The organism is Peribacillus sp. NPDC076916, assembly GCF_050269675.1.
GTDB lineage: Bacteria > Bacillota > Bacilli > Bacillales > DSM-1321 > Peribacillus > Peribacillus aracenensis.
Window position 1 is genome coordinate 14,060 of the sequence record NZ_JBNNIU010000010.1, and the last position, 20,309, is coordinate 34,368.

The following is a 20,309-nucleotide window of genomic DNA, read 5'->3' on the forward strand; positions in this document are numbered from 1 at the left end:
CATGATCGCATCGTTTTTTCTTCATGCAACCATCATCATGCTGGTCATGATCGCATCGTTTTTTCTTCATGCAACCATCATCATGCTGGTCATGATCGCATCGTTTTTTCTTCATGCAACCATCATCATGCTGGTCATGATCGCATCGTTTTTTCTTCATGCAACCATCATCATGCTGGTCATGATTGCATCGTTTTTTCTTCATACAACAATCATCGTGATTAGACATAAAAATATCACTCCTTTTTTGCTATACTTTAAGTTACTTTTCAAGGTCGCCTTTTTTTGGACAAGTATCCCTGTATTCCTATTATATGAACAATTTCAAAAAATGAATGAGCACTCTCCCTATTAAAAATTAATGTAGAGTGAAATTCAGAAATTATACTTAAGGATGGTTTGCTCCGCATTCCGTCTTTTATTGAATATATATCCTAAGCGACTACCCCGTTGGGTAGGCGTTTTTTAATACTTTTTTTCGGGGTGCCTTTTTGCAGGAAATCATCTTCTTTTGTCGAATTTGTAGGGAAAAAAGGGTGTTGAAAGTGGATATCATATCATCATTATTAAAAAATAAGAACGTGTCTATTTTTTTATAATGACATTTAAAATTTGTTAGAAAAAATATAGCTAACGCCCGAAAAACGACCGATAAATGCCCGATTAATCATGATATATTACTCTTGTTCGTCTCATTGGACGGCTTTTTTTTATGAATATATCCTAGGCATACATTTTTGCGATAAATAAAAATTAATTGAAGGAATACATTTTCAATAACCCTCGGAATAAAACCATCGATCCCTTTTTATCGAGATGGTTTTTTTATTTATAGCTCTGTTAAGAGTACATTTACTCAACAAGTGCATAAGATAATTTTAAAAACTGAAGGATTGAGAAAAATGTATTATGTTCCTTATATCCATCCCTATGAATATCAAAATCTTTATTATGTTAATGTACCTATGTATAACCATTTAAGAAATCCTGATTATTGGCTTGTTAATAATGCTAATCAATTGGGTTTTTTACAAACATCAAACGGAAGAAATCATAATGAGGCAAAAGATTATGGACCAAAACCATTTGTAGTAAATATCAACGAGGCTTCGAAACAAAACACTACCTATCGTACTGCTATTTGGACAGGAAAACATTTGCAAGTTACACTGATGAGTCTTAAAGTTGGTGAAGATATTGGTTTAGAAATTCACCCTAATGTTGACCAATTTTTGCGTATTGAGCAAGGTCAAGGGGTTGTTCAAATGGGGAATAGACAGGATAATTTAAACTTTGTACGAAACGTCCATGATGATTTTGCAATAATGATACCTGCTGGCACATGGCATAATGTAACCAATACAGGTAACATTCCTCTAAAACTATATTCGATATATGCTCCTCCTAACCATCCATTTGGCACTGTTCATGTTACCAAAGCAGATGCATTGGCTTCGGAAGAAGGGCATCGGATATGGCAATAGATCAAACCTTTAAAAAATCCCCATCTCCATAACTTTGAGTATATTCTTCAGTGATATCATTAGTGTAATCGTTATGGATTAATAAAAGCCCTTTTTGAATCGAGTGGGGCTCCATTTTTTATAAAAAAAAGTAAATGAAGTAAATACACTTTTAATAATCCTTTTGTATTCATCACTGTCCCATTCTCCTCAATCATGGGGGAATTTAGGTTAATTAGAAAATGAATGGAGATAAGTATTATTGACTATCCCCAATAATACGCCATACAAAAATGCCCGTCTCTTATCGAGAGGGGCATTTTTGTATTATTCGATTGAATGTTATTTCATTAATGATATACGTTAACCCCTTTGGATGCCCAGTCACCATAATTCGTGATATGCATATTAACTTGTAAACTAAGGAGTCTTTCTCTGTCTTTATAATGCCAGTATACCGGCTGTATCAAAGACTGCTAAGTGTTTTAATATCATGTCAAAAATCCTTATTTCATCACTATTAGTAAAAAAAATCAGACCTTTTATTTTTTGATTATAATCTTTTCAAATGAACCTTTTTATTTCCTTTTACATACATTATCTAAGCAAACAGCCCAAAGTTTTTCGGTAAATCCAGGAGGTATTCGTATGAGAAAAAATTTCAAGCAATACGGTCAAACTCTCCATTTAGTTGGAGGGAACTTAGTATATATTTCTAATATGATTTATCCTATTTATTCAAATGGAACTATTTCTAATTATCAACAATACTGTTTGGATATAAAAAATGCAATAAGTGTTAGTCAAAGCAGTATACAATCTCTTGAGACAATTTCTCCTCCGTATATTTTAGAAGCGGAACATGGATTATTGATCAAAGCATTTAAAGATATATTAATTTGTCTAAACAGCTTAATACTAAGAATTAAAAGTGTAACACCCGCAGAAATAAAAGAAGCTGATATTATGAATGAAATTTCTATATTAAAAGTTATTCAACAGGAATTAACTGAAACTACACTGGGTTTGATTGAAAAGCTAAATTCACAAACAAGAAGGTGAGATGTTTTGAACCTAGGACCTGATGAAAATAATATATTGTATTCCTTACCTACTAATACTGCGGATAAGATTGATTTTTTTGGTGAAATGATTGTAAACATAGGGAATATCATCACTGTTATCGGGATTGCTGTAGAGGCCCAAGAAGAGGCCCAAGAATTTGAAGAGATTGAAGAAGTTGAAGAGGGAGAAGGAGCTACTAAGAATCCAAATACCGCCAATGCAGGATCAGAGCATAATGCAGGCTTTATATTAGCATTGATTGGAAGCCTATTGGTGACTATTGGAGACATGGTATCTACAGGGGCTACTGCACTCGCAATTGAACAAACAGCTTTATTAGAGAAAAAAGCAGAACAAGAAGCAAAGGAACAAAGTAGAAAAATTAAAAAAATGGAAAAACAAATAAATACATTAACTCAGGATATGAAATCTTTACATTTGATTACCGAATCTCTAAAAAGAGAAGTGATCTTCTTACAAAATTTTATTTATCCCCATTTTTATCAACAGTGAATTTTGCAGTTATTAATATTAAATTCAGTAGGTCGGAGGCAATTATATATGAATAACGATATTTCCTAGATTGAAGAGGCGAAAAACACCTTAATAGGAAGGGTGTTTACACTCGGAGGCACTGTTTTATTTCTTATTGGTTCATTTATTGCAGTGGTATTAGCCTTTCAAGCATTAATAAACTTATCCATAATTAAATAAATGTTTATGATGTATAACTTCACAATTAACTAGTTAGAATTGGCGTGTTGCTAATCTTTATGCAAACAAAAATCCCGGCTTTTAAATAAGAATATCTTTACATTTACATTCGTTTTGATCTTAGTCACTAACTTTTTTCTCAATAAGTGTAGTATGAATAAAAATCTGGATATGGAGCATATCCAGGGTATCCATATTCACCAATTCCACCATAAAAGGGCTCTGTAAGAATTGCTCCACCAGCAAGTCCCCCTACGAAAGGAAATCCATAGCTAATACCAATACCAACATAATCTCCAGTGGGACCAGCATATCCAATACTACCAACCGGACCAACATGCCCAATACTACCAACATGTCCAACACCACCAATGTGCCCAACACCACCAATGTGTCCAACCCCTCCAATGGGACCAATACCACCTACAGTAATCCTCCTTAAATCAACTATATTTACACCTCCATTTAATTCACACATTCCAAGTAATCTCTCCCCTATTTTTCAATTTGATTTAGAGTATGCAAAGGTAAGGAAGAAGTTTAGATTATTACTTAGGAATATCAACATTATTTATGTTTTATATTTCCTGTTACGAACCACATTTAACACATTTACAATAACCCCTCTCAATGTGAGAAGGGCTTTTAAAGTAGATTATCTTTACAAATCCATTCGTTCTTGTAATTAGTCGCTTACTTTTTTTCTCAATAAGGGTAATATAAATATGGGTCAGGATATGGTGCATAGCCTGGATATGCATATCCATCATATCCATATCCATCATATCCATAATACCCACCATAGCCGCCATAAAAAGGTCCTGAAAGCAAAGCTCCAGCAGCAAGACCACCTAAAAAAGGAAATCCAAACCCAAAAGGTCTCCCAAATCCAAAAGGTCTTCCAAACCCAAAAGGCCGTCTCCCGAACCCAAAAGGCCTTCCAAAACCTCCAAAGTGACCTCCAAAACCAATACGTCTTCTTAAATCATTTAAATTTATATCTTCATCTGTGTATATATAATCCATTTTTTGCGATTCCTCCTCTATTCTTTATTTGATTTAGAGTATGCAAAGAAAAGGAGGATGATTAGGTTCATACCTAGGAATATGTACTGGGAAACTTCTACTCTGTAAAAAGTCTCGTTCCTTTTGAATGTAAGTAAACCTTGATGTTATGTTCATTGTTTTTCCTCACAATAATAACGAATTGCTTTAATTTCTGCGTGATCTATTTCCTTAATCATATTACCCGGGAGTGAAGGAACCCCTAGGTCAATGTTGCTCTTATTGCCAGATTGAACAGTAGTGGAGTCGTCAGAGATGCGTATTAATGCACCTAAACATTTATTATCATCTTCTGCAACCTGAATATCTGTCGCATCCGTATCACCTTTGTTGAGAATAAATCCGGTTACATTAACGCCTCCATCCCAAAAAGTAAATCATAGTGATGAAGAATTATAATGTAATACTTGAAAATCGAACGATTTAAAATTTTTATAAAAAGAGGAACATATGGATAAAGGAGGAATTTGTGTGTGTCGTAATATAATGATTTTCTTTTCCCTGTATTTTATAACTTCCTTTTTCTCTAATTCACAATCGTAAAAACCCCTTTTTTATTACCGGCAGTCTTTTAGGGAGCAATAGCAACTTTAGTTATATTAATTAGTTATCCTATATATTTTTAACTATAAAAAGATAAAATAACTAAAATATTCCTTTTTTTATATGAAAAGGAATATTTTTTGCGTGTTTAATATATAATTAGTTTTTGTTAATAAAAACCATTGAAGCTATTCTAGTTGAAAAGATCATCAATGGTAATAGCTTTAGGTTCAGCAATTTTAGTTTCTGCTACGGGGGCATATGCAGCAGAAACTGAAGGTCTGGTAAATTCACAAGAAAAATCATTTACTCAAGAACCAGACATTCTAGCGAAGAATAAAGTTAAAGGAAGGTTAGATGTACATTCCCCACCCTTGATGAGCACCTATGCAGTCGCTAAATCATCTGCGAACAGGTTGCAGGGTTATATTTACGCACAAGCTAAAACCTATAATGGTGATGTTCTTTAATCAAATCAAAATCTGCAAGTGCTACCAATGCGGACTATATTGAGTTAAAACAATGAACGGAACATTCTACTTCTTGAATGATTTCGCTTTGGGACTCATATTTTTAAACTTAAAGGTTATAAAACTATTGCTGGTCAAACAAAGGCATATTGTTAATTGGTGATAGAAAAATAATGAAGAGATATAGCTCATTGCGTATCTCTTTTAATTAGGAGGAGATTGGTTTATGAAAAAATACTACATAGCAGCGTTATCTATTTTGCTATTGCTTGGAGTTTCTTACTGGTTTTTTTCTTCATCGCCACCTAAAGAAGTAAGCACTTCAGATATGGGGGAGGTTGAAGAAGAACGTGAAGTAATGAATGGGGCTGAGTATGGTTCGATTGGGTATGGGTTGGAAAATTTGAGTGGTAAAATTATTGATGAAGGAAGTACGCTTACTAGCACAGACAATGAAGTGTCAGTTATTGCCTCAGTAGACAACAATATTGATGAGGACAGAAGGTATGCTTTACTTATTTTTGAAGATTATAAACAAGTAAAGTTTAAAGTTGAAAATAAGGGGCAGGACGTAAATAAGTATTTCTTTGATATGAAACCTAACAGCTCCTTAAACTTTAAAGTTTCTGTTCCCATTCGTTCGGATTCCAGTGAATTGACTTTTGTAGTCGTGCAAAAGCCGGAGTATAAATTGAAGGAGCTCGATCTAGTTAGGGCAGGAATTTTAGAACAAGTTTTAAGTATGCGGTTTTCCATCAACCAAGCTGACAGCGGGAAAGACGTAAAAAAATTTAAGGAAGTAAAACCTGATGCGATTGTGAAAGATGGATTAAATGAAAATATATCCATCACAAATAGTCAGGAAAAGTTGCAATCAATTATGACCGAAAAAGAAGGCAAAAAGCTTAAGCTCTCTGCCGGAAATGAGACGAATGATCAAATCAGCTATGCAATCATAGCTTTAAAAGATTGGGAGCAAGTTCCGATAATAGATAACACAGAAGTCTTACATACCACTGTTCCTCCAGAAACTAGATATCTTTTTGATTTTAAACTACCCGAAGTCGAAAGAGAGAATAATTTCCAACTCATCGCCTTCCCGTTTCCTTATGAAGTAAATGCTGATAGTTATGAGAGTCAACAAACTTTTGGTTCCTTTAGAGTTGTTATTCAAGATAAAAAATAAGTGTGCATGCAATTCAGCTAAGACAGATATGAAAGAGGTTTATAATCTATTAAAATAAAGAAGATAAACTAATATGATGATATATTTACAAGGTGTTTTTATAAGTGCAATGATTGTGTATTGTTTATATCAAATTATAGAAAAAAAAACAAAAAGACAAAAAAACTAGGCATTCTTATTACTGGGTACTTTTCTTATTTATCTTATTATTATACTTTTTTAATGGTATAAATTAATGAATTATAAGAAAAAAGGAAAGTCTCCCTCAAGATAAGAAAATTACTAACCCTGACAAGAACTTAGATAGTTTTTGTCAGGTTTTTTTATTTGGTGGGCAAATTTAAGGTAAATAAATGAAATAGATATTTGCCCACCAAATTCAGCAAAAAATTTAATCGATTATTCGTGAATGCTCGGAGTATGGCTAAAAGAGGAACTGACAGCCCGCCCTTATTTTATATATTTTACCTATTGAAAAACATCTATTATTTGGGGTGCTTTTCTTTGCAGGGAATTTGTCCCTTTTGTCAAATTAGTTAAACAAAGGGGATGAAAAAATGAATGATGATTATGAGAAAATCGGTATTTTATTATCCAATATGACAAACGAATTAGTGTCGAGTAGAGTAAGGGTTAGAGCTATAGTAGAATTACTGGGTGAAAAAGGACTAATAACCCGCGAAGAGTACGAAGATAGGTTTAAAAAAGTTTTTGAACGAGATGCAATTTCATATAGAAATGATCTATTGAAAGAATTTAAATTTGATGAATAAAAGGAGAAGGCATCCATTAATTTGGGTGCTTTTTCGGTGTGAGAACGATGATCCATGATGAGAAAAAGAAACCGGGTAAGAAGCCAGTGAAGCTAAGAAGTAGAGATCTGGGATATAATGATTCAAATTGAACTTATTTGTTCAATAAAACCTACTTGAACGTAGTACACGTGACTCTCTCTACAAAACATAGTTTCCATGTTATCTCCCCATTTTATTAACCAAATATCTCGTAATAAATATTAGGTAATAATAATCAATAAAAATTTTATAGAACATGGGTATCGTAATTAATTAGGAATAATGAATTTCATTCATTGAACGAAGAAAGGTAAGAATCACCAACTCGGTAAGAAAATTTCAAGATTACTTGGTTGTCCATTTCGATTATTCTAAGTCTCTTCATATTCAGAAAAATATTGTGTTTCTACTAATATCGGATAACTTGCGTCTATATTAATTTCAATCAAAAAAACGCCCCACTGACATAAATTTAGAGCGTCTTCTCCATAGTTATAGATTCTAAATAGAAATTAACCGAAATACGCTTTTATATGTTCATACTTTACTCAACTGCTTTCTTGAGTGTAGACAATCCCTTTTTTTTCTCGCCAACCATAAAACATTTTCATCAAAGGTATAATTAAAACAAAGATGAACAGTAGCCTGAACATTTGGAACATCGAAACAAGCGAGACCTCTGCATTAACTGCATCAGCTAATAATACCATTTGATCTATGCCACCTGGGGCTGTGCTTAGGAAACTTGTAGCCAATGTTGTGTCCAATGCAAACGACATTAGGAAGCTTGAGCCAAATGCTAGGGCAATCAGTGCGAATGCGCTGAAAATGCCGCCTATAAGTACTCGTCCTGGCAGCTTAATCATAGATGGCTTGAGCATGAGGCCGATATGGGCGCCGATTAGTAACTGTGCCACGTCCATGACAATGCCTGGTACTTTTGGCATTGTCATGGGTGTTGTGAGTTGCAACGTAATTAACAAAATAATTGGTGTGATGAAAAATGCGACTGGTAAATGGATGCGTTCCGTTAAATGTGAGCATACCCATGCAAGTGCAATTAATAATACTAAACTAATCGTTAGCTTCGCGTCAGTTGGCTGCTTGCTCATTACTTGGCCAGCGACGATAAACGGTACGAATACAACGACTAGTAATAGACGAATTACTTGAAAATAAGAAATAACGCCGATTTCTTTAACTTTTTCTTCCTCGGCAAAGACGATGATTTGACCTAAACCGCCTGGGATAGCGCCTAGTATAGCAGTTTTCATCGGGATTTTTGCCCATTTGCCTGTTAAGTAGGCGATGCCGATTGAGCCGCCGATTAAAATGATGTTTAGCGTTATCATGTAAAATAAAATTGAGCTCATCATGCCTAATAAATCGATGTTAAATTGTACACCTATTACGGTACCGGCCATGACGACACCTAAATCACGCATTTGACCGGACCATTTGAGAGGCCCTTTATAAATAAATTGGGCTAACATGACAATAACAATTGGGCCGAGCATCCATGGAATAGGGATGTGCAGAAGGCTAAAAATATAACCGCCAATTAAAGATAAGACTAACACTTTTAACATTGCCTTCAACAGTAACACCCCTTCCTATAATAATATACTTAAGAACCACCAGCGTTCATCATCATGAATACTGGTGGTTTAGTTATTATGAATTTGCTAGTTCTTTTATTTGTGCTTCACGATCTACGTCATCGCGGCGACGGTCCCCCCAGTATGCAGAGCCGTTCTTCAAATATTCTTCATAAGTCCATTTCACTGGCTCCCAGTCTGGCTCGAAGATTAAGTAGCCGTTTGTAAAGATTTCAAGACGTAAGCCGCTTCCTGGGTCTTTTACGTAAATGTACATTGCTTGAGAAATTCCGTGTTTACCAGGACCCACGAATTGTACATCAGCTTCGCATAAAATGTCAGCAGCACGTAGTAAGTCTTGTGCGTTGTCTAACCAGTAAGCGATATGGTGCATTTCGTTTGGCTCTTTTGAACGTGATGTAGACAAGATTGCTACGTCATGTACTAAGTTTGTTACTGATAACCAGCTTGCTACTTGTACATCGTCTGGATTTACGAAATATTCTCGTAGCTTGAAGCCTAATGCCTCTTGTAAATATTTTACGATTTCTACGTTGTCGTGAGAAGTTTGTAAGTTTACATGGTCGATACGGCGTGGAGATACACCCTTTGCCCAAGATTTATAAGTTTGGTTTTTAAGCACTGATTTACGGGATTCATCAGCAGGTGTTTTTTCCATATCGTAATAAAGTTCGAAGTGGTGACCACTTGGTAATTCGAAGCGGATTGCTTCACCTTGCGCTACTTCTTCGCCTGCTGCTATCCTACGTACTTCTGTACCAGCATCTTTTAATAATTTTGCGAAAGTGGCTATGTCCTCGCGACGTTTTGTACGCCAGCCGATGTGATCGATGTAAGAAGTCTCACCAGCTGTAATTGATAATGTATGGTGTTCGAAGTCTCCCCAAGCTCGTAAGTAGTGTACGCCATCTACAACTTCTGTTTCTTCTAAGCCAATTGTGTCGCGGAAGAACCATAAAGATTTTTCAAGGTCTGCGGACACTAAAGCTACGTGTCCTAATTTTGCAATTTCCGGTGCGTAAAGAAATTTTTCCATTTATATTCACCTCATAGTTAGTTACTTATATATATAAGAGGACATGTGAAATATGAATCTTTATAAATCATATTTTCGAATGCTAATATTACCCTTGAATGTTTGTATTAACGCCGAATAAATGTCTACCGTAACCTAAAATGCCGTCTTCATATAAAGAAGTAATGTGTGTTGCGATTGCCATTAAGTCACGAGTGAATAGCTCTACTGGGTGACCTTTTAATAATGCGTGTCCACCTAAAGTAAGTAGTGATTTTACGCCGATTTGTGTACACATATCGATAATTTTTGCACGGATTGCTTTATATTTTGCACCTACGTATGGGCTACCTTTATCTGTTTCCATCATTTTGATGTATTCATTTAATAAACTTTTAGCAGAAAGCATTTCAAGCTTTAACTCCGAAAGCACGCGTTGGCTCGTAGGAGAATCTTTTTCGTTTATGCCAGAGAAGCGTACGCGACCTGCTGTATGCTTTTCGAATTCGTCAAGTACACGCTCTGCACCACCAATTGCCATCGCTGCGAATCCTACATAGAAGCCAGGGTAGAATGGTGTATTGTAGTATAAGTAGTCTTGATCGAAATCTTCATACGGTGGTTGGCTCTTTTCGCTAATTTTGCTAAAGCGTAAAATTGCATCAGGCTTAACGAAAACTTTATCGACGATTAATGTATTACTACCTGATCCACGAAGACCAAGCGAATCCCAAGTTTTCATAACTTCTAAGTCAGAAACTTTTAATAAAATACCTACACGCTCAGGCTTATCGCTGTCTTCGAATTTCATAATTGCGCCAACGCCAACCCAATCGCAGTAATTAATACCGCTTACAAAATTGTACTTACCCGAAACGATATAGCCGTTTTCAACTGGTTCTACTTTGCCGATTGGTGCAAATACGTCAGCTACGAAGCCACCTTGGTTAATGACTTCATCACGAATGTACTTTGGATAGTAGCAAACCCAAGAGTTGTGCACTGAGAAGAAGTATGTTAACCATGAAGCAGATAAGTTGTGGTAACCAACTGTGCTTACCATATCAACGAACGTGCGCCAATCAAGTTGTGGATAGCCAAACTCTTTCGGTAAAATTAAACGGTGAATTCCCTCCTCGCGGATAATATCCGTTAGGCGTGGAGAAATTGTCGAGTTTAGATCTGCTTCGATTGATTCTAACTCTGCAGCTTCACCGATACGCTTTGCTTTTTGCATAATTTCTTCATAAAGCACTTTACTTTCAACTTCTGTTACCATTTGATCATTCCTTTCAAAAATAGTTTATTGTACTGTAACTGCTTGATCTTTTTCCACTGATAAAAAACCGATGACAAGCTTGTTCACGATTTCTGGTTGGTCAGTTTGTGCTTGGTGACCGCAGTTTTTGATATATTCGAATTTAATGTTCGGTAATAATTTCTCAAGCTTATAGCCTGTCTCAACTGGTGCAACAGTATCTTGGTTACCCCAAATGAATAAGCCGGGAATTTTTAATTTTGGTAATGCATCTTTAATGCAGTAACGATCCCAAAGCTTTGGTTCTTCATTCATTCTTGCTAAGTAAGCATCGAATGCTTGATTTGATTCTTTTACGCCTGGGCGAGTTGCTGCGTGATGACGTAGTTGAATTAGTTCTTCAGGAATGACTGTGTCTTCACTTGAATTACGGTACATAAATTTACGTAACGATTTTTCTGTATAGTCATAACCAATCACTTCTAAGAATGAACGTAGCTTTCTTTCGGGTACTTCATGCATAGCTTGATAAATTGTATTACTGCCGATGTAAACAACTTTATTTACTTTTTCAGGGTGGTCAATTGCATATTTAGCTGCAACATAAGCACCTTGTGAGTTGCCGACAAGTGATACTTCATCTAGGCATAGTGCTTCAATAAAATCATGTACATGATCCACTAAGCTTTGATGACCATTTACTGGCCAAGCGTGAGGGCGTGCATCGGTGAAGCCCATTGATAGTTGGTCTACTGCGTATGCACGGAAGCCAGCTTTTGCTAATGCAGGTAACATAAAACGCCAACCCGCTGCGCCGCAAGCTCCAGGTCCTGCACCATGTAGTAAAATTACAGCTGGTCCTTCTGTTCCGGCCCAAGAATAATGTGTACGTACACCGTTTGCTAATATGTAACTATTATGAATTTCTTCAAAAATTGTCATCGTTTTTCCTCCTTGAACTGATTAGCTATTATTTTCTGTTTTGAGTATAACTGTTCAAAATTTTAAACGTCATAGCGATTTTTATTGAATTAATAGTCATAATCTTTAAAATTTATTGAAAAATAAATTTTGTTTTTGTAATATGGGGAATAGATAATCAAAGGGGATGTGATTTTAATGAGTGAAATTGCATTTGATTCTAGCGAAACGAAAAATATTTTAATGTCGGCAAATGCCTTCCACACATTAAAAAACAATTTAATTAACAACATTGGCTCTCATAAAACGAAAGGCTTTTTATTCCGATTTGGTAAAGAGTTTGGGATGGAATCAGCAAAAAATAATCTCCAAAATAAAAACTCGATGAATCCTGTCGGTAAAAGACATTCGCGCTTAGGTCACGTAAAAGATGTTATTTTCATGGGGGAAATTGTGCGCCATCCGGACGGCAAGATTGAATGTGTCGATACGTGGGGACAATGGGTAGAATCATTCGAGGCAGCATTACACCTTAAAAATTACGGTTTAGCAGATGAATGTGTTTGCCATATGTTATGCGGCTTTGCGAGTGGTGCATTGACATATGAGTTTGGCGAGTCAATTATTGCCGTTGAGTACAAGTGCGTCGCAAAAGGTGATCCGTGCTGCGAGTTTAAAGTGCGTTTGGAGCGCGATTGGCTCGAGGAGGAGGAGGAGCTTATTCACCTTTATCAAAACGATAACATTTTATCTGAACTTGAAATGACATATGATGCACTTTTGCACCATAAGCAAATGCTCGAAAAAGTTTCGATGTTTCATGGTCAGCTCACGCAAAAAGTAACAGATAAGCATTCAATGGATGAAATTGTTCAGGCTGCGTATGAGCTGTTAAACATCCCGATTTTGATTGAGGATATTCACGGCAATCCGTTTAGTCAGATTGGTTTAACGGAAGAGCAGCAACTAGTAATAAAAAAAGATAAGGCGAAATTATCGCATTTTGACGATAAGCACAACGTTTCGCATTACAAAGGCGATAAATATTGGAAGTTGACGGCACCTGTACTTATTAATAAAAAAAATTATGCCACTTGTTCACTTTTTTACTTTGATGAAAAGCGTATGGATGAAAACGACCACTTATTTTTAGAGCGTATTTCGACGGTCGTGGCGTTATGTATTTTATACGAGGAGACGCAGTTTGAAGAACAACAACGTATGCGTAGCTCGCTCTTAGAGCGCTTAATTCATAATCGAAAAATTAAAGATATCGAATCTTACTATAAATTTTTACCGTTTAAATTTCAGCCACCGTTTTCTACAGGTATTATTAGTGTGAAAAAGAAAAAGAAAAATAACGAAATTATTGACATTCATGACCAGCTAACACAGCTGTCAAAGTTGGCAAAAGAGTGGGATTTACCTTGTATTTTTGCAGTACTCGGGGAGGAAGTAGCGCTCCTTAACTCGCAATATAGCGATAAGCAAGGTTGGAAAAAGAAAATCACGAAAATTTTTCAAAAGATGGAGAAGCAAAATAACAGTTATAAATATTTGATCGGGCTTAGCGGAACGTTTAGCAACTTTAAAGATTTCGAACGTTCGCTACAAGAGGCGCGTGTCGCACAGCGCTTCCCAAACCAAAAGCTACTAACAGATTACGAAGATTTAGGAATGCTTGGCGATATCGTAATGAACATGAGTATTGAGAAACTGCATGAAATGGCGAAAAAGACGTTAAAAGACTTATACAATTTCGATGATCCACGTAAAAAAGAATTGTTGCACACGCTTTATGTCTATTTATTAAATAGTCAGCGCTTGAAAGAAACGATGGATGAGTTGACGTTATCAATCGGCGGTGTCCAATATCGTATAAAGCAAATTGAAGAGCAGCTACAAATTTCACTAAAAAACGCATCAACAGCAGCGTATACTTTATTAGTTATTCAGGCGCTAATATTGTCGGATAGCTTAAGTTTTGAGGAATTTGCAAGATAAAAAGCGGAGTATATTAACGAGATTTAAAGAATGAAATACTTAAATGTTTTATCAATCGTTTAAAGCGTACGTCGGAAAACAGTTGAATGATAAAAAGTAAAAACACATCATATTGACGACAAAAGGTATCGAGAGTTAACCTCTTGTTTGCCTTTTGTCATTCGATTTGGACATAAAGCACTCAAAATTGGTAGAGCGTAGCGACGAGGAAACTCAGGACACTTCTGCGGAAAGCGTACACCGAAATGGAAAGATACAGTTACTTAGTAAATACCATTATTAAACAAAAAAGCCTGTAAACAAACTCATTTTTTTGAGTTTGTCTACAGGCTGATACATAGGATAAACCCATGTTGAATTTTTATTTCTCTGCAGCAACTTCTAAGTTCATTTGCTCTTCTTCAGTAGCACGACGTGCATCTTCTTTTTCAGTTGCTGTAATTTTTAATTTACGTGTAGCTAATAACACTATTGCAGTTACAACGTATAAACTAACAATAACTAACACCCCTAAGTTGAAGCCAGAGCGAACGTCATCGCCTGCATGTGTAATTAAGTAACCAGTAATCCATGGACCGATTACTCCGGCCATACTTGAAATAGATAATGAAACACCTGTTACACTACCTACTAAATTTTTCGGTATAATCAACGTTTTAATCGCAGTATTTAACGGTAATAAGCATGTGTTTATTATTAAGCCCATCCCTAAGAAAATACATGCTAAAACCGGTGAAGCTACAATTGTTGTCATTGCGTAAGAAGCCGCACCAACCAGTAATACTGTAACTAATACACGGTCATAAGATTTGATAAGGCTTTTATTTTTCTTGAATAAGAAGTCTGTATATTTACCTACACAAATCGCGAATACTGTACCAGTAATACCCATTGCAGCGAATATTAAGCTCATACGTTGCGGCTCAAGACCAACGATTTGTGTTAAGTAGGTTGGTGCCCATGTAAGAACCCAAGTTGTAATCCACATTGATACGAAACCTACAACTAAAATTGATAATACATAAGGGTTGATGAATACTTTTAAAATATACTTGAACGGTACTTCCCTGTTAGAAGCTAAAGATTTAACGTCTTCGATCAGTGGTTGCTTTGGCTCGTCTCTCATAAAGAAGAATAAGATTGCCCATGCAAAGCTTGCTACCCCTAGCAATGCGAAGGTATGTTGCCAACCAAAATTTGTAATACCCATAACTAAAAGTGGTGCAGCTAAATACGTACCAACTGTTGTACCAGAAGTCATGATAGCTGCAGCGACACCGCGTTGTGAACTAGTGAACCATCGTGCAAGGTGCACTATGCACAGACCGAGCGTACCACCCTCGAAGAAACCTAAGACAACACGCAGTAAAATTAAGTGTGTTAACGTTTCTACAAAATAAGCGCTTACTAATGAAACTGTCCATCCAGTAGCAATTATCATTAATAAATATTTTGTGTTGAAGCGATACGTTAATGTACCTAAAATAATACTTCCGACAGCGTATGCAGCGAAGAAGCTACTTCCTACTAAACCAAACTGATCGTAAGATAAATCTAGTTCAAACATGATTGATTCTGCGGCTAATCCTAAAACTGATTTATCCGTATAGTTTAAAACAGATAGTAAGAATAGAAATCCTAATACAACCCAATGCATATAAAATGCCCCCTGTATTACCGTATTTTCCCCAACCACATTGTTTCGTAATTCAATTATTAGATTTTTCTAAAAACTCTTGAGGTAATTTCACGTTCCTATTTTTCTCTATGTCAAGTGTTAGCGCTTTCAAAAAATGTTAGGGTAATTTCACACCTCCATTTGTTTTGCAAGAAACGCATTCATTTTACTTTCTTTTAAAGAATAATATTATCTACTAGGAAAATTTGGAATGCGAATCTTCCATGAAAAGAATTCTATTTGAAAAAAAAGAGATTTACAAGAAAAAAAAGAATGATACTGATTTGTGTTTGAAAGAGAACAAACAAGAAAAACCTAAATTCCCATTCCAAAAGTGAAATTTTTAACATTAGGATATATTGATAAATCTGATTTTTTCTAAAAAAGCATTCACAAAAAATCCAAATTTGGTTTTATGTAATTTTTATTGTTTTTATCCGCAATTTCAATAAAAAACACAATGATAATTTTAAATAGACTCATTTATGATTAAATCATTCGGTTAAGAATGGAGGAAATGGGATGGATAATCGTTTATTTAGAGATTCAATGGGAAAGTTTGCTACAGGCGTTACAGTTCTTTTAACAGAAAACGAGGGAGAAACACATGGAATGACAGCAAACGGTTTCATGTCAGTATCATTGGATCCGAAGCTTGTCTTAATTTCTATTGGACATAAAGCAAAATTTTTAGAGAAAGTTTCACAATCTAAAAAATATACAGTAAATATTTTAGCGGAAGATCAAGAGCATTATTCACGTCATTTCGCTGGGAACCCTGGTGAAGCAGTAGAATTTGAAACGTTAGCTGAGCTACCAGTATTAAAAGGGGCTATCGCTCAAATCGCATGTGAGGTCGTATCAGAACATGTAGAAGGTGACCATACATTATTCATTGGTAAAGTAGTAGATTTCCGTCTTGAGGATAAAAATCCGTTATTGTTCTTCAGTGGTAAATATCGTCAATTGACTAAGGTAGAAACAGTTAAGTCATAAAAGGAGGATTGTCTATGAATATTCAAATAATGGCTGAAGCAGTGCTTGAAGCAGAACGTACGAAGCAGCCAATTGCACCATTAACTGAAACCTATAAAAATATTACAGTTGCTGATGCTTATGCAGTGCAATTAGCGCAAATTCGTCAAAAGATTGACACAGGGGCGACAGTAAAAGGGCTAAAAATTGGTTTAACAAGTAAAGCGATGCAAGAAATGTTGAATGTATTTACTCCAGATTACGGCTTTATTTTAGATACGATGGTATATGACGAGTCAGATGGTTTAATTGTTGGGTCCTTTATTCAACCAAAGGTAGAGTTTGAAATCGCATTTGTTTTCAATAAAGAGTTAAAAGGGCCAAAAGTGACGGTGCGGGATGTAATCGATGCAACGGCTTATGTTGTACCAGCAGTAGAAGTAATCGATAGCCGTATCGCGAATTGGAAAATAAAATTCGAGGATACAGTGGCGGACAATGGTTCTTCAGCAGGTGCAATTTTAGGTGAAAAGCGTACACTGCTTAAAGATATTGAAGACATTACAAATATTCCAATGATTGTGAAGAAAAATGGTGAATTTTTAGACGAAGCAACGAGCGCGGCCGTGTTAGGTAACCCACTCAATGCGGTTGTTTGGTTAGCAAATGAAGTGAGTGCATATGGTATTTCTATCGAGCCAGGCATGTTTGTTTTATCAGGAGCACTATCAAAAGCTGTTACCTTTGAAACAGGCGATGAATTCGAAGTTGACTTCGGTATACTCGGAAAGGTAAGCGTTAACATTTTGAAGGAAGTGGTGAAAAAATGACAAAGCTTAAAGTGGGGATTATTGGATCAGGAAATATAGGGACGGACTTAATGTATAAAATTGAGAGCAGCCCAGTATTAGAAATGAGTGTTATGGTAGGGATTGACCCGAAATCCGATGGTTTAAAACGTGCGAAAAATCGCGGTTATGAAATTATTTCAAACGGGATTGACGGCTTAATGGAGCGCCTTGATTTAGTTGATATCGTATATGACGCGACAAGTGCGTATGCACATAAGCATAATAGTGATCTATTAACAGCTGCTAATAAAAAAGTAATTGATTTAACACCAGCTGCAATTGGACCATTTACTGTTCCACTAGTAAATTTAAAAGAGCATATCGGAAAATCAAATGTGAATATGGTTACGTGCGGTGGTCAGGCAACGATTCCAATCATTCATGCAATAAATCGTATTGTGCCTGTAGAATATGCTGAGATTGTCGCAACAATTGCAAGTGTTTCTGCAGGTCCTGGTACACGCGCAAATATCGATGAATTCACAAGTACAACATCTAAAGCAATCGAAGTGGTTGGCGGTGCAAAAAAAGGGAAAGCCATTATCATTTTAAATCCTGCGGAGCCGCCAATTATTATGCGTGATGCAATCCATGCTTTAGTGGAAGAAAAAGGACACGAAGAAGCAATTAACAAGTCGATTCAGGATATGGTAGCAGAAGTACAAGCTTACGTACCAGGTTATACATTAAAAGTATCACCAATTTTTGAGGGTAAGAAAGTATCTGTATTTGTCGAAGTTAATGGTGCAGCAGACTATTTACCGACATACGCTGGTAACTTAGATATTATGACGGCAGCTGCAGTGCAAGTTGGCAATGAAATGGCGCGTCATTTAAAGCGCGAGAAGGAGGTCATCTAATGACATTAAATATTTTAGATGTATCGTTACGAGATGGAAGTCACTCTGTACGTCATATGTTTACAGAGGAACAAGTACGTGCAGCAGCACAAGGTTTAAATGCAGCGGGTGTTCGCTATTTTGAAGTATCACATGGAGATGGCTTAGGTGGCTCTTCATTACAATACGGCTTGTCAGCAACTGATGAATTAAAGCTTATTGAAGTTGCTGTATCAGAATGTACAAATTCAGAAGTGGCTGTGTTATTAATCCCTGGAATCGGTACAAAACAGGATTTAGAAAATGCAGCGAAATTAGGAGTGAAAATGGTTCGTGTAGCAACTCACGTAACAGAAGCCGATGTAGCTGCACAACATATTGAATTAGCTCGTAAACTTGGCTTGAAAACAGCTGGATTTTTAATGATGAGCCATATGGCGCCTGTTAAAAAAGTAATAGAGCAAGCAAAATTATTTGAAAGTTACGGAGCAGAAATCGTTTATGTAACAGATTCTGCTGGAGCAATGTTACCAAAAGATGTAACAGATCGAATTACAGCACTTAAACAAACTTTACTATGCGAAATTGGCTTCCATGCCCATAACAATTTATCGATGGCAATGGCAAATACAGTTGCAGCAGTAGAGGCTGGAGCGACTTATATTGATGGCAGTATGCGCGCGTTAGGTGCCGGAGCTGGTAATACACAAACAGAAGTAATGGTTGCTGTTTTAGAACGACTAGGTTATGAAACAGGTATCAATTTATATAAATTAATGGACACAGCAAATGATGTGATTGCACCAATAATGCAACAATCACAAGAAATAACTAGTAGTAGCTTAACTTTAGGTTATTCTGGCGTGTACTCAAGCTTCTTGTTACATGCACAAAAAGCTGCAAAACAATTTGGTGTCGATGAACGTGACCTTTTAATAAAAATCGGACAAATGAAGGCTGTTGGTGGACAAGAAGATTTAATTTATGAAGTAGCACAAAATTTAGCAAGATAAAAGAAAAAGGAGAGAATCGCAATGAAGGTAATCTATGTGAATTCCAATAACTTACAAGAGATAAAACAATCAGCTTCCAATGTAGCGATGGCACTTGGTTATTTTGATGGCGTGCATTTAGGGCATCAAAAAGTAATTCAATCAGCAAAAGAAAAAGCAAAAGCACAAAATTTATCATTAGCGGTTCTCTCTTTTTTTCCGCATCCAAAAAGTGTGTTATTTTCGGACATAGAAATCTCATATCTAGAGCCACTAGAACAAAAAGTTGAAAAACTAGAAGGGCTTGAAGTAGATATTTTTTATATCGTAGAATTTACAAAGGAATTAGCTAAAGTAGAAGCGAACGATTTCTTAGATGATTATATTATAGGTTTGAATGCTAAGGAAATTATTTGCGGTTTCGACTACACATATGGGGCAAAAGCAAGTGGTACTGTTAAAACACTGGCAGTTTATGCGGCTACACAGCAAGTAGGCTTAACTGTTGTCGAGGAGCTAAAGTGGAATAATCAAAAAATCAGTTCGACTTTGATTCGGAAGTATTTAACAGAACGAAAGCTTAGTGAATTACCGAGTCTATTGGGACGTTTTTATAGAACTAAGTATTGTCAAAAGAATGGTTTACTACCAAATTATTCGTTACCGAATGTAGGTAGTTATAAAGTATTGATTGAAGATCGACATTCCTTTATTGAGTGTATTGCGACTGTAAAGTGTAAAAAATATATTCAGATTCATCATGAAGTGTCCACACTACCGAATTTAATAACGATACAATGGATTGATCGATTCGAAACTATATCAAGCTGATTATTTAGCCTTTGATTTTACGTTGA

General features: G+C 35.9%; 20 protein-coding genes. 13 read left to right on the forward strand and 7 right to left on the reverse strand.

Annotated elements, in window-relative coordinates; all coding sequences use genetic code 11:
* The 4 genes from ACQKFG_RS21830 to ACQKFG_RS21845 form a co-directional block, all read left to right on the forward strand.
* Positions 1 to 355, forward strand: a 355-nt coding sequence (locus ACQKFG_RS21830) for a hypothetical protein (protein WP_427562771.1), incomplete at its 5' end; no start/stop codon positions are given.
* Between the two features lie 547 nt (positions 356 to 902).
* Complete coding sequence (locus tag ACQKFG_RS21835) at positions 903 to 1,484, forward strand: cupin domain-containing protein (protein WP_427562774.1); 582 nt, start codon at positions 903 to 905, stop codon at positions 1,482 to 1,484.
* 627 nt (positions 1,485 to 2,111) lie between these two features.
* Entirely contained in the window at positions 2,112 to 2,525 is a 414-nt protein-coding gene (locus tag ACQKFG_RS21840; RefSeq protein ID WP_342615396.1) for a hypothetical protein, read from the forward strand.
* Between the two features lie 6 nt (positions 2,526 to 2,531).
* On the forward strand, positions 2,532 to 3,041 hold the full coding sequence (locus tag ACQKFG_RS21845) for a hypothetical protein (RefSeq protein ID WP_192204163.1): 510 nt from the start codon (positions 2,532 to 2,534) through the stop codon (positions 3,039 to 3,041).
* 340 nt (positions 3,042 to 3,381) lie between these two features.
* Here ACQKFG_RS21845 and ACQKFG_RS21850 read toward each other — a convergent pair whose 3' ends face one another.
* Together ACQKFG_RS21850 and ACQKFG_RS21855 are read right to left on the reverse strand one after the other, a co-directional pair.
* The gene (locus tag ACQKFG_RS21850; RefSeq protein ID WP_427562778.1) at positions 3,382 to 3,720 is read right to left on the reverse strand and encodes a hypothetical protein; all 339 of its coding nucleotides are present in this window, start codon (positions 3,718 to 3,720) and stop codon (positions 3,382 to 3,384) included.
* 227 nt (positions 3,721 to 3,947) lie between these two features.
* The gene (locus ACQKFG_RS21855; protein ID WP_427562781.1) at positions 3,948 to 4,268 is read right to left on the reverse strand and encodes a hypothetical protein; all 321 of its coding nucleotides are present in this window, start codon (positions 4,266 to 4,268) and stop codon (positions 3,948 to 3,950) included.
* 779 nt (positions 4,269 to 5,047) lie between these two features.
* Between ACQKFG_RS21855 and ACQKFG_RS21860 the strand changes: the two genes are divergently transcribed.
* The 3 genes from ACQKFG_RS21860 (at position 5,048) to ACQKFG_RS21870 (ending at position 7,279) form a co-directional block, all read left to right on the forward strand.
* Positions 5,048 to 5,320, forward strand: a complete 273-nt coding sequence (locus tag ACQKFG_RS21860; RefSeq protein ID WP_427562784.1) for a hypothetical protein — start codon at positions 5,048 to 5,050, stop codon at positions 5,318 to 5,320.
* Positions 5,321 to 5,546: 226 nt separating this feature from the next.
* Complete coding sequence (locus tag ACQKFG_RS21865) at positions 5,547 to 6,506, forward strand: hypothetical protein (protein WP_427562787.1); 960 nt, start codon at positions 5,547 to 5,549, stop codon at positions 6,504 to 6,506.
* 557 nt (positions 6,507 to 7,063) lie between these two features.
* The gene (locus ACQKFG_RS21870; protein ID WP_369618983.1) at positions 7,064 to 7,279 is read left to right on the forward strand and encodes a hypothetical protein; all 216 of its coding nucleotides are present in this window, start codon (positions 7,064 to 7,066) and stop codon (positions 7,277 to 7,279) included.
* Positions 7,280 to 7,848: 569 nt separating this feature from the next.
* Here the strand turns inward: ACQKFG_RS21870 and ACQKFG_RS21875 are convergent.
* The 4 genes from ACQKFG_RS21875 to ACQKFG_RS21890 form a co-directional block, all read right to left on the reverse strand.
* The gene (locus ACQKFG_RS21875) at positions 7,849 to 8,889 is read right to left on the reverse strand and encodes an AbrB family transcriptional regulator (protein ID WP_427563065.1); all 1,041 of its coding nucleotides are present in this window, start codon (positions 8,887 to 8,889) and stop codon (positions 7,849 to 7,851) included.
* A gap of 85 nt (positions 8,890 to 8,974) precedes the next feature.
* On the reverse strand, positions 8,975 to 9,955 hold the full coding sequence (locus tag ACQKFG_RS21880; RefSeq protein ID WP_427562791.1) for a VOC family protein: 981 nt from the start codon (positions 9,953 to 9,955) through the stop codon (positions 8,975 to 8,977).
* Between the two features lie 88 nt (positions 9,956 to 10,043).
* The gene (locus tag ACQKFG_RS21885) at positions 10,044 to 11,213 is read right to left on the reverse strand and encodes an acyl-CoA dehydrogenase family protein (protein ID WP_353871739.1); all 1,170 of its coding nucleotides are present in this window, start codon (positions 11,211 to 11,213) and stop codon (positions 10,044 to 10,046) included.
* A 24-nt stretch (positions 11,214 to 11,237) separates the two neighbouring features.
* On the reverse strand, positions 11,238 to 12,134 hold the full coding sequence (locus ACQKFG_RS21890; protein ID WP_353871740.1) for an alpha/beta fold hydrolase: 897 nt from the start codon (positions 12,132 to 12,134) through the stop codon (positions 11,238 to 11,240).
* A gap of 177 nt (positions 12,135 to 12,311) precedes the next feature.
* On the opposite strand from ACQKFG_RS21890, the gene ACQKFG_RS21895 reads away from it, so the two are divergent.
* Complete coding sequence (locus ACQKFG_RS21895; RefSeq protein ID WP_427562795.1) at positions 12,312 to 14,117, forward strand: V4R domain-containing protein; 1,806 nt, start codon at positions 12,312 to 12,314, stop codon at positions 14,115 to 14,117.
* 361 nt (positions 14,118 to 14,478) lie between these two features.
* Here ACQKFG_RS21895 and ACQKFG_RS21900 read toward each other — a convergent pair whose 3' ends face one another.
* Entirely contained in the window at positions 14,479 to 15,774 is a 1,296-nt protein-coding gene (locus ACQKFG_RS21900) for an MFS transporter (RefSeq protein WP_427562798.1), read from the reverse strand.
* A gap of 543 nt (positions 15,775 to 16,317) precedes the next feature.
* Between ACQKFG_RS21900 and ACQKFG_RS21905 the strand changes: the two genes are divergently transcribed.
* Genes ACQKFG_RS21905 through ACQKFG_RS21925 form a run of 5 tightly spaced genes read left to right on the forward strand, consistent with a single transcriptional unit; the run spans position 16,318 to position 20,283 of the window.
* Positions 16,318 to 16,791 carry a flavin reductase family protein gene (locus ACQKFG_RS21905; RefSeq protein WP_427562801.1) on the forward strand — a complete coding sequence of 158 codons (474 nt, stop codon included), beginning with the start codon at positions 16,318 to 16,320 and terminating at the stop codon, positions 16,789 to 16,791.
* Between the two features lie 14 nt (positions 16,792 to 16,805).
* Complete coding sequence (locus ACQKFG_RS21910; protein ID WP_427562804.1) at positions 16,806 to 17,600, forward strand: 2-keto-4-pentenoate hydratase; 795 nt, start codon at positions 16,806 to 16,808, stop codon at positions 17,598 to 17,600.
* The gene (locus tag ACQKFG_RS21915) at positions 17,597 to 18,481 is read left to right on the forward strand and encodes an acetaldehyde dehydrogenase (acetylating) (RefSeq protein WP_427562807.1); all 885 of its coding nucleotides are present in this window, start codon (positions 17,597 to 17,599) and stop codon (positions 18,479 to 18,481) included. Before ACQKFG_RS21910 ends, ACQKFG_RS21915 begins: the two co-directional genes overlap by 4 nt.
* Positions 18,481 to 19,473, forward strand: coding sequence for a 4-hydroxy-2-oxovalerate aldolase (dmpG, locus tag ACQKFG_RS21920; RefSeq protein ID WP_427562810.1), 993 nt, complete (start codon positions 18,481 to 18,483; stop codon positions 19,471 to 19,473). The genes ACQKFG_RS21915 and dmpG overlap by 1 nt, the downstream gene beginning before the upstream one ends.
* Positions 19,474 to 19,494: 21 nt before the next feature.
* Positions 19,495 to 20,283 carry an adenylyltransferase/cytidyltransferase family protein gene (locus ACQKFG_RS21925; RefSeq protein ID WP_427562813.1) on the forward strand — a complete coding sequence of 263 codons (789 nt, stop codon included), beginning with the start codon at positions 19,495 to 19,497 and terminating at the stop codon, positions 20,281 to 20,283.
* Positions 20,284 to 20,309: the final 26 nt, after the last annotated feature.